Origin of the sequence: Cellulophaga baltica 18 (assembly GCF_000468615.2) — a bacterium.
Taxonomy (GTDB): domain Bacteria; phylum Bacteroidota; class Bacteroidia; order Flavobacteriales; family Flavobacteriaceae; genus Cellulophaga; species Cellulophaga baltica.
On the sequence record NZ_CP009976.1, the window covers coordinates 2,778,803 to 2,793,174 of the forward strand.

At 34.7% G+C, this 14,372-nt stretch carries 10 protein-coding genes; 5 read left to right on the plus strand and 5 right to left on the minus strand.

Annotated elements, in window-relative coordinates:
• The first annotated feature begins 9 nt into the window (after positions 1–9).
• Positions 10–225, plus strand: a complete 216-nt coding sequence (locus M666_RS11900) for a hypothetical protein (RefSeq protein ID WP_029446021.1) — start codon at positions 10–12, stop codon at positions 223–225.
• Between the two features lie 6 nt (positions 226–231).
• Here M666_RS11900 and M666_RS11905 read toward each other — a convergent pair whose 3' ends face one another.
• The 3 genes from M666_RS11905 to M666_RS11915 form a co-directional block, all read right to left on the minus strand.
• Positions 232–525 carry a chaperone modulator CbpM gene (locus tag M666_RS11905; protein WP_029446022.1) on the minus strand — a complete coding sequence of 98 codons (294 nt, stop codon included), beginning with the start codon at positions 523–525 and terminating at the stop codon, positions 232–234.
• A gap of 10 nt (positions 526–535) precedes the next feature.
• Positions 536–1,444, minus strand: a complete 909-nt coding sequence (locus tag M666_RS11910) for a DnaJ C-terminal domain-containing protein (protein ID WP_029446023.1) — start codon at positions 1,442–1,444, stop codon at positions 536–538.
• A 173-nt stretch (positions 1,445–1,617) separates the two neighbouring features.
• On the minus strand, positions 1,618–2,754 hold the full coding sequence (locus tag M666_RS11915) for a response regulator (protein WP_029446024.1): 1,137 nt from the start codon (positions 2,752–2,754) through the stop codon (positions 1,618–1,620).
• Positions 2,755–3,058: 304 nt separating this feature from the next.
• Between M666_RS11915 and M666_RS11920 the strand changes: the two genes are divergently transcribed.
• The 3 genes from M666_RS11920 to M666_RS11930 are packed head-to-tail and all read left to right on the plus strand — an operon-like array spanning position 3,059 to position 8,910.
• Positions 3,059–6,148, plus strand: coding sequence for a putative glycosyltransferase family protein (locus tag M666_RS11920; protein ID WP_029446025.1), 3,090 nt, complete (start codon positions 3,059–3,061; stop codon positions 6,146–6,148).
• Position 6,149: 1 nt separating this feature from the next.
• The gene (locus M666_RS11925) at positions 6,150–7,382 is read left to right on the plus strand and encodes a hypothetical protein (RefSeq protein ID WP_151198049.1); all 1,233 of its coding nucleotides are present in this window, start codon (positions 6,150–6,152) and stop codon (positions 7,380–7,382) included.
• Entirely contained in the window at positions 7,372–8,910 is a 1,539-nt protein-coding gene (locus tag M666_RS11930) for a glycoside hydrolase family 2 TIM barrel-domain containing protein (protein WP_029446027.1), read from the plus strand. Before M666_RS11925 ends, M666_RS11930 begins: the two co-directional genes overlap by 11 nt.
• Before the next feature lie 349 nt (positions 8,911–9,259).
• On the opposite strand, the gene M666_RS11935 is transcribed toward M666_RS11930, so the two are convergent.
• Together M666_RS11935 and M666_RS11940 are read right to left on the minus strand one after the other, a co-directional pair.
• Positions 9,260–10,471 (minus strand): glycosyltransferase, encoded by a 1,212-nt coding sequence (locus M666_RS11935; protein ID WP_029446028.1) that lies wholly within the window; start codon positions 10,469–10,471, stop codon positions 9,260–9,262.
• A 129-nt stretch (positions 10,472–10,600) separates the two neighbouring features.
• Positions 10,601–11,839 carry an MATE family efflux transporter gene (locus tag M666_RS11940; protein ID WP_029446029.1) on the minus strand — a complete coding sequence of 413 codons (1,239 nt, stop codon included), beginning with the start codon at positions 11,837–11,839 and terminating at the stop codon, positions 10,601–10,603.
• Between the two features lie 345 nt (positions 11,840–12,184).
• Between M666_RS11940 and M666_RS11945 the strand changes: the two genes are divergently transcribed.
• A complete protein-coding gene (locus tag M666_RS11945; RefSeq protein ID WP_029446030.1) occupies positions 12,185–14,254 on the plus strand; it encodes a tetratricopeptide repeat protein in 2,070 nt (689 codons plus the stop codon).
• Positions 14,255–14,372 lie beyond the last annotated feature (118 nt).

Consider the following 14,372-nt stretch of genomic DNA (forward strand, 5'->3'; position numbering starts at 1 on the left):
CAAACAAAAATGAAAAAAGTACACCAAGTTCTTACAGCTATTTCTCAGCTCATTAAAACAATTGAAACAGATTATCCGGAATTGTATCAATTTCTAGATGAAAACCCTGTGACCATACCCTCAGAAAAGCATCCCGATTTAGACAAGGATACGCTTGAGGGTTATTTAGCAGATTTGAATAGTTTATTAAAACATCATATTGAAAATCATTCCAAGGCTAAATAATGACCATCAGATAGCATCTAATCTGTTAAGCTTTTGTTTGAGTAAACGTAGTTCTTCTTGCATGGCGCTATTGCGTTCTAGCAATTGATGTACGGCTTCTAAACCTTCAATGTTTATGTTGAGGTCTTGGTGTAAACGTACCATCTTTTCTACTTTAGGTAATTCCTCTAAAGGAATGAATTGATGGTCATCAACTCTTTTTAATTCGATAATATCATAATTGTATAACTCGGTAATGAAGGTTATTTCTATCTCGTAACTAGTACAGAAATCATTAAGATGTATCAATTGTGTATCCATAAGCTTCTCTTTATAAATTGGTAGCTGCTAGTGCTTCAAATAATTCTTTTTGTTCCTTAGTTAAATGGGTCGGAATTTTTACTTGGTACGTAATATATAAGTCTCCAAACTGATTTTCCTTTTTGTATTTAGGCAAGCCTTTTCCGGATAATTTTACTTTAGTACCATTTTGAGTTTCAGGCTTAACTTTTAATTTTACTTTACCGGTCAGAGTATCTATTGTAATATCGCCTCCTAAGATTGCCTTGGTAAGCGGTACCTCTATTGTTTTGTAAAGATTTGCTCCTTCCCGTGTAAAATCTGTATTGTTCTGTACCGTAAATTTTATAAATAAATTTCCTGCAGGTCCGTTATTAACTCCTGGGCCCCCATAGCCTGCAATTTTTATGGTCTGCTCATCTTCAATACCGGCAGGGATTGTAATCCTAATTTTTTTATTATTTACCGTTAAAGTTTGTTTTTCGGTAGTTAAGGTATCGGTAAGGTTTAAGGTTAAAGACGCATTATAGTCTTGACCTCTAAATCGGGCATTCTGTCTAGAAGAGTTAAAATTTCCTTGTTGACCGCCAAACATGCTTTCAAAAAAGTCTGAGAAATCTTCATTAGACTGCCCGCCATTGAAACCACCAGCACCTCCACGGTTTTGTCTGCTATGCTGACGCTGCTGTTGTTTTTGTTTTTCAAATTCGTCTGCATGCTGCCAATCCTTTCCGTATTGGTCATATTTTTTACGCTTCTCTTTATTGCTAAGAACTTCATTAGCTTCATTAATTTTCTTGAAATTTTTCTCAGCTTCTTCATTATCCGGATTCAAGTCTGGATGGTGTTTTCGTGCCAATTTGCGATATGCTTTTTTAATATCGCCTTCTGTAGCATTTTTAGAAATGCCCAAAACTTTATAATAATCAATGAATTCCATATGCGCTAGTATCCCGTATTAATGTTCCCGTAGGTATAAATAATGTAACTATAAATTTACGAAGCGCAATCGTCTTATGAAATGATATATATCATTTGAGTTACAACTAGGAAGATTTAAGCAAAAAAAAATCCAACTACAAAGAGTTGGATTTTTAAATCGTTAAAGATGTACTATTTATAGTGAATGGCTATTTTTGCCAGTTGGCCCACAATCTGAATGGAATCTTTCATAGATAGTTTAGAACCATCTGCATGAATCCATCTTTTCAACGGTTGTTCGCAAATCATACTTTGTACTTTTTCCTTACCATAATGTTTACGCATGCGCATAAAAATTTCTACATCGAATAACCAACGGGTAATAAATTTTTTTTGAAAGACGAGTTCCACGAGTTCCTTATCCATTATTTTGGCACCACATTGGGTATCATTAAAAGGCATTTTTAAAATAGATCTAATGATAAGGTTAATGGTCATACTAATTATCTTTCTCGCAGATTCTTTGGTGATATTAGCACCCATTCTACTCATACGAGAGCCACTAACAATTTTAAAGTCGGAGGTTTCCATGGTTTTCACCAAATCATCAAAGTCTCTGAAATCTGTAGATAAATCGGCATCTAAATACCCAATATAATCCAATTGCGGGTCTTTGGCTAAATGCAACATTCCTTGACGTACTGCTTCTGCTTTACCGCCATTCTTTTCGCAATTATAGACACTTATTTTATTCTCATTTCCTTTTCGTAATTCTTCTAATACTTCTAAGGTACTATCCGTACTGCCATCGTTCACAAAACATAAATGATAACCAAGGTTGTTGTAAACAAAATTCTTAAAAGCTTCACCAGATAGGCGTTCTTCCTCATTGTAACAAGGTATTACAACACCTACACAATATTGTTGTAACATTTGCCCTTCACTCTTAGCACCTGTATTGCTCTCGGCAGGGGTTCCTATAATGCGTTTTACGCGAGCGGCTACTTCACTTAAGCTTACAGGCTTCTTCATGTAATCATCAATTCCCAAATCAAAACCATCTACAATAATTTTTTCATCGGTGTTACCAGACATTACCACTATTGGCGTTTTAGATTTTTCTTCTAAACGGATGTGTTTTACAACATCTAATCCTGATAAGCCTGGCATATTAATGTCTACAATAACTAAATCGGGCTGAAACGTTTTGAAAATATCAATTCCTTTTTCTCCAGAATCGGCAGTTTTAACTTCATATCCTAATTCAATTAATCTCTTTTCTAAAGACATTAATATTAACAGTTGGTCGTCAATGGCTAAGATTTTCATGAGCTGTGGGTTGAGTATGGGGTTTTAGTATTGGTTTTTGTATGATGCAATGATATTATTAAACCCAAAGTTTATGTAATCATTGAGGATTAGTGACTTTTTTCTATAGTTGAATATGCATAATCTTACGTTGAATACAGGATTAGTATCGGTATGTATTTGAAAAATCATATGTAAATTCTTACAATTTTAAAAGTAATTAACTATGTAATAACGTCAAATTTTGTTTCTTGTTGTATCTCCTTATTAAATTTATAATTTTATATCTTTGATATTGTTGTATTTTCTTACCAGCAATTTCTAAATGAAGAAAAAAACCAATACTCTTTTAATTTTAGCTTTGATAGTTGGACTCGCATTTCATGGGTCCGCAATTTTCTTCACCTTAGAATCTACTTATGATGCCTTAATACATTTATTTTTTGCAGATCATTATGCAGACTCTTGGTTTGATCCTTGGGAATATAGATGGTACACAGGTTTTACCGTACAATCATACCCTCCTTTAGTACATCAGGTTATAGGCATACTCTCTTATATTGGTGGTTTAAAATTTGGAATGTATACGGTAGCATTATTGGCTATTGTGCTGTTTATAACCGGTGTTTACCGGTATACCTTATTAATGACAGGGAGTCGGAGAATAGCCGGTTACGGTGCCGTCTTAGCCGTATTTTCTTCCACATTTGTAGAAACGCTTCATATTTTTGGGCAATTACCAAGTATTACAGCGCTTTCTATTCTTTTGCATTCCATGACAGAAATATACTTATGGATCAAGACAGGAAAAATCAGGTATTTTTTGACCAGTGTTACCATGCTTGCCGTGACAGTAACCTCTCATCATGTAACGCCAATTTTTGGGATGGTGTTTTTTATAGCGCCCTTAATAGGAATGGCAGTTATGGATGCCTCTCGAGAACGTGTAAATTCCTATAAAGAACTCACCTTTAAAATATTTTGGAATACCACATTAAAGCATTTTTGGCGCATAGCCAAGTTTGGTGGTACCAGTCTTTTTTTAATCGTTTTTTGTATTTTTCCCTATTGGTATAATTCTAAAAGAAACCCGATAACGCAAGTAGCAATTCCGCATGGCTCTCGTGATAATTTTTTAGAAATTACGTCATCAGGTTTGGTGTTTTTTGTAATTCCATGGGGGATATTTCTATTCGTGTTGCCTTATTTCTTCTATAGATATTTTAGTAAACGGTATATTTTCTTCGGATTATCTTTTGCTTTATTAACCATATTGGGTACAGGTGGTACGACGCCGATACCTTTAATGATGTTGGGAGAAACAGCTTTTAATATTCTTACTTTAGATAGGTTTACCTTATGGGCGACTATTATGGCTTTACCCATTTTTGCAGAGTTTGCTTATAGAATGGTGGAGGGCGATTTAAAAGTGTTGGTGCAAGAAAAGTTCGGCGAAGTCTATCATCGAGTCATTGGCGGATTAATTGCTGGTGGTATGTTGTTTATGGTACTTTTTACCATGACCTTAGGATATTTTAGGCCGTCGCAACCTGCTAAAATAAATATGCTGCCTATTGTAAATTTTTTAGGGGCAGATTCACACGATTCTTGGCGGTATTTGCCATTAGGGTTTGGAGATCAAATGGCTTGGCTATCAGCCCAAACAACGGCGATGACCGTAGATGGTAATTACCATTCTGCGAGACGTTTACCAGAATTAACGACAAGGGCTATTGAACGTATAGAAAATTCTAAATTTAGAGGAGTAGAAGGTATTGGTTCTTTACAGCAGTTTTTAACGGTTCCGGAGAAATACAATTTAAAGTATATCTTTTCTAATGATAAATTTTATGATCCTATATTATACTATTGCGGATGGCAACGTTTGCAGCAATTAGAAAACGGAATTATGGTGTGGGAAAAATTAAATGTACCTCCCATACCTCAGATAATTCCCAAGGAAGACGTACCTACCATTATGAAAATAATGTGGGGAATCATTCCGTTAACTACCGTACTACTAGCGTTTATTATTAATATACAGCTTATTTGGGTACGGCTTTTAAAGTCTAAAAAGTTGGAGCCACCCTCTTTTATGAAGTTAGAATTGCCTTATAATAAATTCTCCTATAAACTTTTAATCTTTTCGCATTTTTGGGCTTTCATTGTCTTAATTTGTTTAGGGTACGGTATTTATTTGTTCTATGTTAAGAATGTAGCGCAACTCTCTGCAAATAATGTGGTAGAGGCTTACTATGATGCTTTAGATTTTAAAGAATTTAATAGAGCGCATTCTTATCTAGATCCAGACAGTAATATAGATATCGCACAATACATGCTAGAGGTATCTGTAACGGACGGAATATTAAGTTCCTATGCGAAAATGGATTCTTTGCATGTAGAAATCTATGATGAAACAGCTACTAGCGCTAAAGCCAAAGTACACACCCGGTGGATTACTCCATTAGAAAATTTATACAGTAGTGATTATCATGAACTTGTAAAGAGGAAAAGCAAATGGTATATAAAACCTTCTAAATTTGATAATGATATTCCTCCAGATCAATTATTTACAGCAAATGGGACTACTTTTTATAACCATGGTAGAAGGAAGATAACAACGCAAGAAACCTATCATGAAGATGTGTTAAAGCAGCCTGTGTTAGAAATATTAAGTGCCAAATTGGTGAAGAATAGGGGGCAGTTTAGTATCATCGGGGAAATACAAAATGTAGATAATGTACCCGCAGATGTGGTGATAAAGGCTACGTTGTATAATGATGCTAACAAAGAGTTGGCCAATTATAATGCTAAATATCATATGAAGCATAAATTAATGCCTAAAGAAACTACGGTCTTTAAAATAAATTTTGAAGGAATTGCATGGTCCTCTACTAAAGATACCTTGCCGCCTACTTTTGATCCAGACCAATTTACACCAATGAATTTTGAAGATCAACCCACAAATTTTAACTTACAATCTGCGGGAAATGTGGCGAATACAGATTTGTATAAAGGAGTTGCTTTGCAGGATATGGAGTATACAGAGCAAGGATTCAATGGGGTACTTTTCAATGCTGGAGTTCAGGAAGTTACCATACCTCAATTAATAATTTCGTACTACAATAAAGAAAATGAACTACTTTGGGTAGATCATTCTTTTGTGCCTGAGGGGGTACGCATACAACGAAAGCAATTTTTTAATTATAAACCATTAGAGTTAGATAGTTTAGAAGTCATACGTAGTGATTTGAAAAATTGCTTTGTAAACGGAATGCCTAATGCCTCCATAGCAGAAAAGGTTTTTCCAAATAGAAATTATTCCCATGGAGCTAGTCAGACGCAACCATTTTCTGGCGTTGGCTTTGAATTTATAAAGTTTGAGATAAATAGTTATATCGGAAACCCGAAGTAATATGCATAAAACAATTTATATCATACTCTGTTTTATTATGCTTGGATGTTCTTCAAAAAAAGAAGAACCTAAAAAAAGTGCGCAAATAAATGCGATAGCACTGACAAAAAAGGACAGATATACTGCAGGGGATGCAATTACAATAGCATTTAAAACTGAGACTCCAATAGAAAATTTTAAGTTGCATATTAAAAATGCTTATGGAACATTATTAGTAGCACCCGAAATGGTACACGATGAAATGGTTTTTTCTTTTCCTACCAATTTTTCACGAAAATCTGGTTTGTGTCGTTGGAAATTAATCACTGAGGGTCAAACCCTTCTAAAAGGAGAAATTGAGATTCATCCTAATGAGCAAAAAGGGACCAATATGGCCACTTATTTTGGACCGAGAAGTATTACAGCAGGCGATAGTGATTATTCCATGTTAGTTATTGCTCCTACAGATGTTTTTGATAACCCTGTAGCCAGAGGCACTGAGGTTACGGTTAAATCCCAATTCTTAGCATCTATAAATGAATATAAGGTAGCCACTACAGAGTTAATGGCATGGTATAATGTGAGATCTACGCATAAGTCGGGTAGAATATTAGTTACAGCAGCATGTAATGGCACCCCTTCCAAAGAGCTTACCACGATTGTTTTTCCATCAAATTCTACGAGCTTTAAAATAACAGCTTTTCAAGATCATGATTATGCAGATGGCAATCAAATTTTAAAGTTAAGGTCTGATATTATAAAAGATGAATTTGGAAATACGGTAAGTGACGGTACCTTGGTGACATTTATTATTAAGAACGATAAAGATGCCTATTTATATACTGTAGGTACTACGATAAATGGTATTGTAGAAGGCAGAACTTTGCACCCTTCTCAAGCAGCGCATTGGAATATTCAAGCATTTATTACGGGAGCATCTGAAAGCAATACTATAGATGTTACATTTAGAACCGCAATTGAAGATTATAAAGTGTACTTTTCTAAAGGCAATAGAAACATAGATATAGGACCATTGGAAAGTTTCATGAGACAATTAGTGCCTGATGGTATTTTGGTACAAATGGATGTGTTTTCGGAACATGGAGATTTTATAGAAACAAAAAAGACCACCACCAAAAAAGGGGTGTGCAATTTTTATTTAAGTCCAGAATACTTAGAAAATGGCACCTACAAATTAGTGATTAGGGCGGCAGGCATTACCAAAGAATTTAAAAAAGAAATGAATGGCATTTAAACTTAATAAAACACTGTATAGAACAGTCATTATTGCATCATTTATTGCGGTAAATGCACTTATCATTTCTGGTATTGGATCGGCATGGGTTTTTCTTAATACAGGGGCAGACCGTACTTCCATGTTACATTTAGAAGTTCCTATGGATGAGGTTTACCGGCCAGAAATTGCTTGGTCTAATGTAGATAATCCAGGAAGGCCCATAGAGGAACAAACCTTAGGGGAGATTACGAACGATTATTTAAATGCATGGCACGTACGCAATATCGCTTTTAAAAAGAATGACTACTACGGGATTAAAGATTTTTATACGGACAGTGCTCGTGTACGTTTGTATGATAATATAGACCTCAATTTAAAAAATAATAATTGGTACAAGCGTACCACACTAAAGCATAATGGCGCTATAGATTTTTACAGTGTAGACGGTACTATGGTTGTTTTTAAGGACCACAATGTTGTTGAATACCAAGAAATTTATACTGGAGAAGAATTACTTTATAAGGAAAAAGATACTACAAGCTATCATGTGATGATGCTCTTGGAGGATGGATTTTGGAGAATTCGCCATTTAAAAGAAATCGAAAATAGTAGAGACACTACAACCTTAGCAGCACGCGATATTGATGCTGAACTTAAAAAAATAGAGAATCTAAAAGGGATAAACTATTATCCTAAAGATACCCCGTGGGACACTTTTGGAAAACGATTTGATGCTACAGTTATTAATGAAGATTTCAAGATTATTCATGACATGGGACTGAACGGGATTCGGATTTTTGTACAATATGAAGATTTTGGAAAGAGTACGGTTAAAAAAGATAAATTAGCACTCTTGATAAAAGTGTTAGATCTAGCGGAAGAAAACAAGCTAGATGTTATACTTACATTATTTGACTTTTATGGGGATTACGATGTCTCTAATTGGACCTTGACCAATAGACATGCAGAAGCCATTGTACATGCGGTAAAAGACCACCCAGCGTTGTTAGCATGGGATTTAAAAAATGAACCTGATTTAGATTTAGCCTCGAGAGGTCGTGAACGCGTTATTGGCTGGCTAGAGCAAATGATAGAGAATATTAAGCTTTGGGATAGAAACCATCCTGTTACTATTGGTTGGTCTTCTCCGGAAGCTGCCGTAGAATTGGTAGATCAGGTAGATTTTGTGTCTTACCATTACTATAGAGAACTATCCGATTTTAACAAGACTTATGATATTCTAAAGAAGAAAGCTTTAGATAAACCAATAATGTTACAAGAATATGGTCTATCATCTTATGGCGGTATATGGAATTTTTATAGAGGTTCTGATAAAAGACAGGCGGAGTATTATGCAGAAATTCAGCCTCTATTACTTGAGAAAAATATTCCATTTGTAGCTTGGACCTTATATGACTTTTCAGAAGTGCCCACAGCTGTAGTGGGTAAATTACCTTGGAGAAAAAGTAAGCAATACCATTTTGGTTTCTTAACTAAAAGAGGTAAAAAGAAAGCGGCTTACGAGCATTTTGCGTTACAAAAATAAAAGAGCGGTGATGCTTAAGAGCACTCTCTTTTAATACCTAGGAGCAATACCTTAGGTCTAGTCCATATTTTATTAGGATTTATTATATTTTTTAAAAAAGAAGGGAGAGTAGACCACAACATCTCTCTCCCTTACACACATAACCACTAACCAAAGTTGTGAATTCTTAATGTTGTGAATCTCATGCGTTTTAAAAAGAAGGGAGAGGAGACCACAACATCTCTCTCCCTTACACACATAACCACTAACCAAATTCTTAAAAGGTGTATTGTTTTTTTTAAAAAAAAGGAGATTTAATTTGAATTGCCTCTCCTTTTCACACATAACCAATAACCAATTGAATATATTTTTAAGCCTGTTCCTCTTGTAATTTAGGGACTGGCGATTTTTTTTCTATAATGGTATTAAAATGATCTAAATACATGGCCGCAATAGTAGACATTGGTAAAGAACAAGCAGCGGTGTAATTCGTATGCCCTAAGCTTCTTCTATATGTGTCATTCGTAATAATATTCTGAATGGCGTCTGCCAATGATCCCGTGTTGTCCGCATCAAAAAATTCTCCTCTATATCCTTCTTCTTTTACGAGAATACTTAAATCTCCTAAATCAGGTAAGGCAACTGCATTACCGTAACTACCGGCTTGGTGTAAAACTCCTGAGCTTCCTGTTGTAGACGTATATGGGAATACAACCACCGCACTATCTTTAAATATTTTTTCTACATCTTCTTCGGCAACATATCCTGTAAACCTTATTTGTGGTACGGTTTTATATTTTTCCTTCATGGAGTCTAAATAACCAGGGGTATTTGGACTGTCTGTACCGGCAATAACTATTTCTATATCTTCTTGGGTTCTTTTTCTTATAAGCTCTACCGCTTCTATTAAAACCTCTACTTTTTTATACGTACCAAATTTGCCAAATGCCATTACTTGTTTAGGGCCAGCAGGTAAATCATAGGTAGGAGTAGGAGGAGTCTCAAAGGCTCCGTGTGGAATTAGCGCTATATTCTTAGCCTTATATTTTTCCTCTAATATGGTCACGTATTTGCTAATGGTTACGGCAACTACATCTGATACTAACACAAATCTTGTTAGCGTAGTACCAATAAAATTATATATTTTTTGTAATACTTTATTTTCAGTAAAACCTGCACTTTCTAAATCTACTTGCTCTAAAATATTATGCAATAAAGAAATGGTAGGTATACCTTTAAGTTTGCATATAGCAGGTAGAAGAAGACCTAATGCTGCGGGTATTTTTTTATCTCCAAATTTTAAAAATTGAAGGTTAAATAGTACGGCATCTGGTTTTGTTTGGTTTAAGGCCTTGTTGACACTGAAAATGTTTCCGTAACTATTAAAACTCCAGCATTCTTTTACCGTTATTTTACAACCGTTTTCTGTAAAAGCTAAATCTTTTTTTCCTTCTGTTTTATCGCAGATTAGAACAAGCTCTGTGACTTGATCTTGTAATCTAAAATGTTTTACTAAATGATAACCATATTCTGTTAAGGTTACTTTACTTGGAGGATAAGCGGTTACGATGGCTAGTTTCATGGTTGTACTTTTTATTCGGTTTGTGTTTTACAAATATGGTTTCTTATCGGCTCTATTCTTTTTAAACTCCGTCTAGTTTCGTTTTTCTATCGATGAATTAAAAGGCTCTGTCGATAAATAGTTTTATAATTATAGTTTTGATTTTTTAAGTAAAAAATAAATTATTTGTACTGCTAACAATAGGGCCATAGCTATAATTTGTACGTGCACTACGACTTCTAAGGTGTCATGATAAAACACGACTAATGCTATCTGAGACATGCCCAGTAAACCCGATAAAATAACTGGCACATAATGATCTAATGACAAGAAGTAGTAAGCAAATATGTTCCCTATGGCAAATAATGATGTGGCTAAAGCGTACTGCCATAATAGACCGGCCATAGAAATATAAGCATCACCAAACATTATGGTTATAATAAACTCTGGCATGAGATAACAAGCCGTTACGATTACTGCGGATAGTAATCCTATATAACCTACATATTTAAATAAAATAGGAGCAGTAGGCTCACCATCTTTTTGTTTTTGTACCACGGTAGGCAGCAATAACATAACAAACATCCAAGCTACAAAATAGACTACACGGCCTATTAATGCCAATGAGGCATAAAGGCCAGCATCAAGCGCATCAAAATAATGCTTCACAAGAAGGATATCACTATTGTTTATGATAATCTGAGTGAATTCATAACAAGCAGTAAGCACCATAAATTTGGTCACGCGCTTGGCATTCTCAGGTAATAATTTTGTCTTAGAACTAAAACTCAAACCTTTTAAATCAGAAGGAATTAATCCGAAGATAAAAGAAATACCAATTCCTAATGCCACTAAAAAAGAAGACTCTAAAGGCACAAATAGTAGTAAGGCCAGCGTAATTAAGAGCCTACTCCACATTTCTGTTTGGTAGGTGATAGATAGATTTTTAAAATCTTGATTTCCTTGATAATTTCCTCTATTGACACTCATAAAAAAATACAAAGGCACGCCAATACCAAAGAGAATAAACATCCAATGGCTTTTAGTATGAAACAATTCTTGTAAATTTTTAGAGAATAGGATAATTAGAATTCCGGCTATGATACCAAAAATGGTCGCATGTTTGTAACTCCTGTTTTTAAAACTAGACCATTGGTCTCCCGAAAAAAGGACTGCAAATTTGGCTGTTGCCAACTGAAATGTCATTCCAACAAAAGAGAGTACTAATAATAAGGTAATTAATAAAGCAGCTTCTGCAAACGCAGCAGGACCCAATAAGCGTCCTAATAGTAAGTTGTATATATAATTACCGCCATTCACTAACAAAACACTACCCATGAACAATTGTTCGGGCGTAATTTTTTTAAGCAAAAGTTTAATAGTTAACATGCTGATTGGTTAATTGGTTTGGTTACGGTACTTCTTTTAATAGTACATATCTATAACGTTAAAACTCTATATTATTGTAAGATAATTCTTATAATTTGTATTTTGTTTAAAAAATGTAAAATCATTATCCTTCAATTATTTTACCAAATGTCTTGCAATTGGCATTCTTTTTTATCTAGGCTTCGGTCAATGACCTATTGTAATAGATGAGTAGACAAATGCATACTTCCAAAACAAGTATGGAGACCATAGCTTTACCATAGCTAGAAATAATACTAATGAATGCTAATATTTTCGATAAAATACCGTTATTTAAAATGTAGTAAAAAACGTACAAACTAATTCATGCGAAAGTTCATCCTATTTATATACCTATTTTCAGCGCACCTAATTTGGGCGCAAGAAGACACTATTACTCAAGGGTTTCAATTATTAGAGACCGGAAAGTTTGAAGAAGCGGAAACGTTCTTCAAATCTTATCTAGAAAGCAACCCGGATAATAAAACGGCCAAGCTTTGTTATGGTAGAGCAGTGGGGCTTAGTGGTGAGCCTAAACTGGCCAACACTATTTTTAAAGGATTATTAGACGAATATCCTGGCGATTTTGAAATTCAAATCAATTATAACGAGTCTTTTCTTTGGGATCGCGAGTTTGTTGCGGCTAAACCGCTGTACAAAAAGCTGGTGGCAGAAAATCCAGATAATTTTGGAGCTGTACTTGGGTATGCCAATACCTTATCTAATCTTAAAGAATATCCTCAAGCTTTAGAGATGGTAAACAGAGCTATTGCCATTCAACCAGAAAACGGAAGTGCAAAAGTGTCACGAAAATTTATTAAACTAGGCTATGCCAATACTTTTGTAAATAACCAAGAATATAAAAAAGGAATTGCTTACTTAAATGAGATTTTTACTGATTTTCCTGAAGATAAAGATGCCTTATTAAACCTAGCCAACATATACCTTATCATAAAGGAAACAGCTAATGCTAAAGCAATATATGCGCGCTTAGCAACAAATGAGAAAGATTCTATTACCGCCCTTAACGGGATTGCATTGGCGGAACATATTGGCGAAAATGATAAGGAAGCGTTACGTATTGCAGGTCAAGCAAAAGAGAAAGTGGCTAGCATTGATGATGAAGCTTTAAAAGAAACTACCTATGATAGGTATGTACAAGCACTTATATGGAATAATAAATACAAAGATGCTAAAGAAGAGATAGCACTTTTGGAACAGCAGTATCCTGACAGGAATTGGATTGCGGCATTAAAAGCAACCCGCGGCATGTATACGGCAGATTTTAAAACGAGTTTATCTAACTATGATATGATATTATCTAGAGATAGTACTTCTTTTGATGGTAATCTAGGAAAAGCCAATGCGCTATTTGCATCAGATAGGATTATACCTGCGTACAATGCGGCATTTCAAACTTTAAAAATATTTGATAAACAGAAAGATGCACTTGGTTTTATAGAAAAACTTAATTTAAAATTTACGCCAAGTGTAGAAGAGCATATCGCTTACACTTTTGATAATGGAAACAATGAGGCTTTCTCTAGTACAACTAATTTTCATGTGCCTATAAATACCAAGTTAATTACTACGCTAAATTATCAATACAGAACGACAGATAATTCTGTAACCATGCATGAAGCTAGCTCTCATGTTTTAATGGCCGGAATTGAGTACAAACTTATGCCTAAAACAAATTTGAAAGCCTCACTAGGAATCAATTCCTCTAATTTCACAGAGGATTCCTATACGCAACCTGTTTTTGATATTAAATTGCAAACCCAACCATTTAGACTTCAGAGTTTAGATGTTGGATACAAGAGAGAAGTGCAGAGTTTTAATGCAGAATTAATTGAGCGTGAAATTGTAATGAACCATTATGGTTTAAATTATAATATGGGCACTAATTTTAAATTGGGTTGGTATACGCAGTTAATGCATACGAGACAAACAGATGATAATATCAGAAATTTACTTTTCACCTCGTTATATTATAACGTATTTAAAAAACCCGCTTTTAAAGTAGGTGTGAATTTTCAGTATATTACATTTCAAGATCAATTACCTACCATTTATTTTAGTCCAGAAACCTATCAAGCCTTTGAACTGTTTGGTGATTTGAGAGGTAATTTCTCCGAGAAAACAACCTATATGATAAGTGCGGCTTCAGGACTACAAAAAGTAGAAGATGATGCACAGACGGTTATTTTTAGAGCAGAAGTGGGAGTGAAGCATCAATTTAATACCCGATGGAGTGCCGAAGTGTACGGAAAATATAGCAATATTGCCTCTGCTACTGCTGCTGGTTTTGAGTTTACAGAAATCGGACTAAAAGTAAAGTGGTTGTTTTTAAAAGAGCCTTTCTACTTTAAGAAGCTGAAGAAAAACAACGAATAAATAAGACCCTCTTAAATTTAACGTATAAAAAAACTCCGCTGATTTATTCTAGCGGAGTTTTGGTAGTTGAGGTAATTATTGCTATACTATCTGATAGCACTATAGGGTTGGTTCTTTT

Bases quoted from the DNA above. Each gene is read 5' to 3' on its own strand.
- M666_RS11900 (WP_029446021.1), top strand. From the start codon at position 10: ATGAAAAAAGTACACCAAGTTCTTACAGCTATTTCTCAGCTCATTAAA.
- M666_RS11905 (WP_029446022.1), bottom strand. From the start codon at position 525: ATGGATACACAATTGATACATCTTAATGATTTCTGTACTAGTTACGAG.
- M666_RS11910 (WP_029446023.1), bottom strand. From the start codon at position 1,444: ATGGAATTCATTGATTATTATAAAGTTTTGGGCATTTCTAAAAATGCT.
- M666_RS11915 (WP_029446024.1), bottom strand. From the start codon at position 2,754: ATGAAAATCTTAGCCATTGACGACCAACTGTTAATATTAATGTCTTTA.
- M666_RS11920 (WP_029446025.1), top strand. From the start codon at position 3,059: ATGAAGAAAAAAACCAATACTCTTTTAATTTTAGCTTTGATAGTTGGA.
- M666_RS11925 (WP_151198049.1), top strand. From the start codon at position 6,150: ATGCATAAAACAATTTATATCATACTCTGTTTTATTATGCTTGGATGT.
- M666_RS11930 (WP_029446027.1), top strand. From the start codon at position 7,372: ATGGCATTTAAACTTAATAAAACACTGTATAGAACAGTCATTATTGCA.
- M666_RS11935 (WP_029446028.1), bottom strand. From the start codon at position 10,471: ATGAAACTAGCCATCGTAACCGCTTATCCTCCAAGTAAAGTAACCTTA.
- M666_RS11940 (WP_029446029.1), bottom strand. From the start codon at position 11,839: ATGTTAACTATTAAACTTTTGCTTAAAAAAATTACGCCCGAACAATTG.
- M666_RS11945 (WP_029446030.1), top strand. From the start codon at position 12,185: ATGCGAAAGTTCATCCTATTTATATACCTATTTTCAGCGCACCTAATT.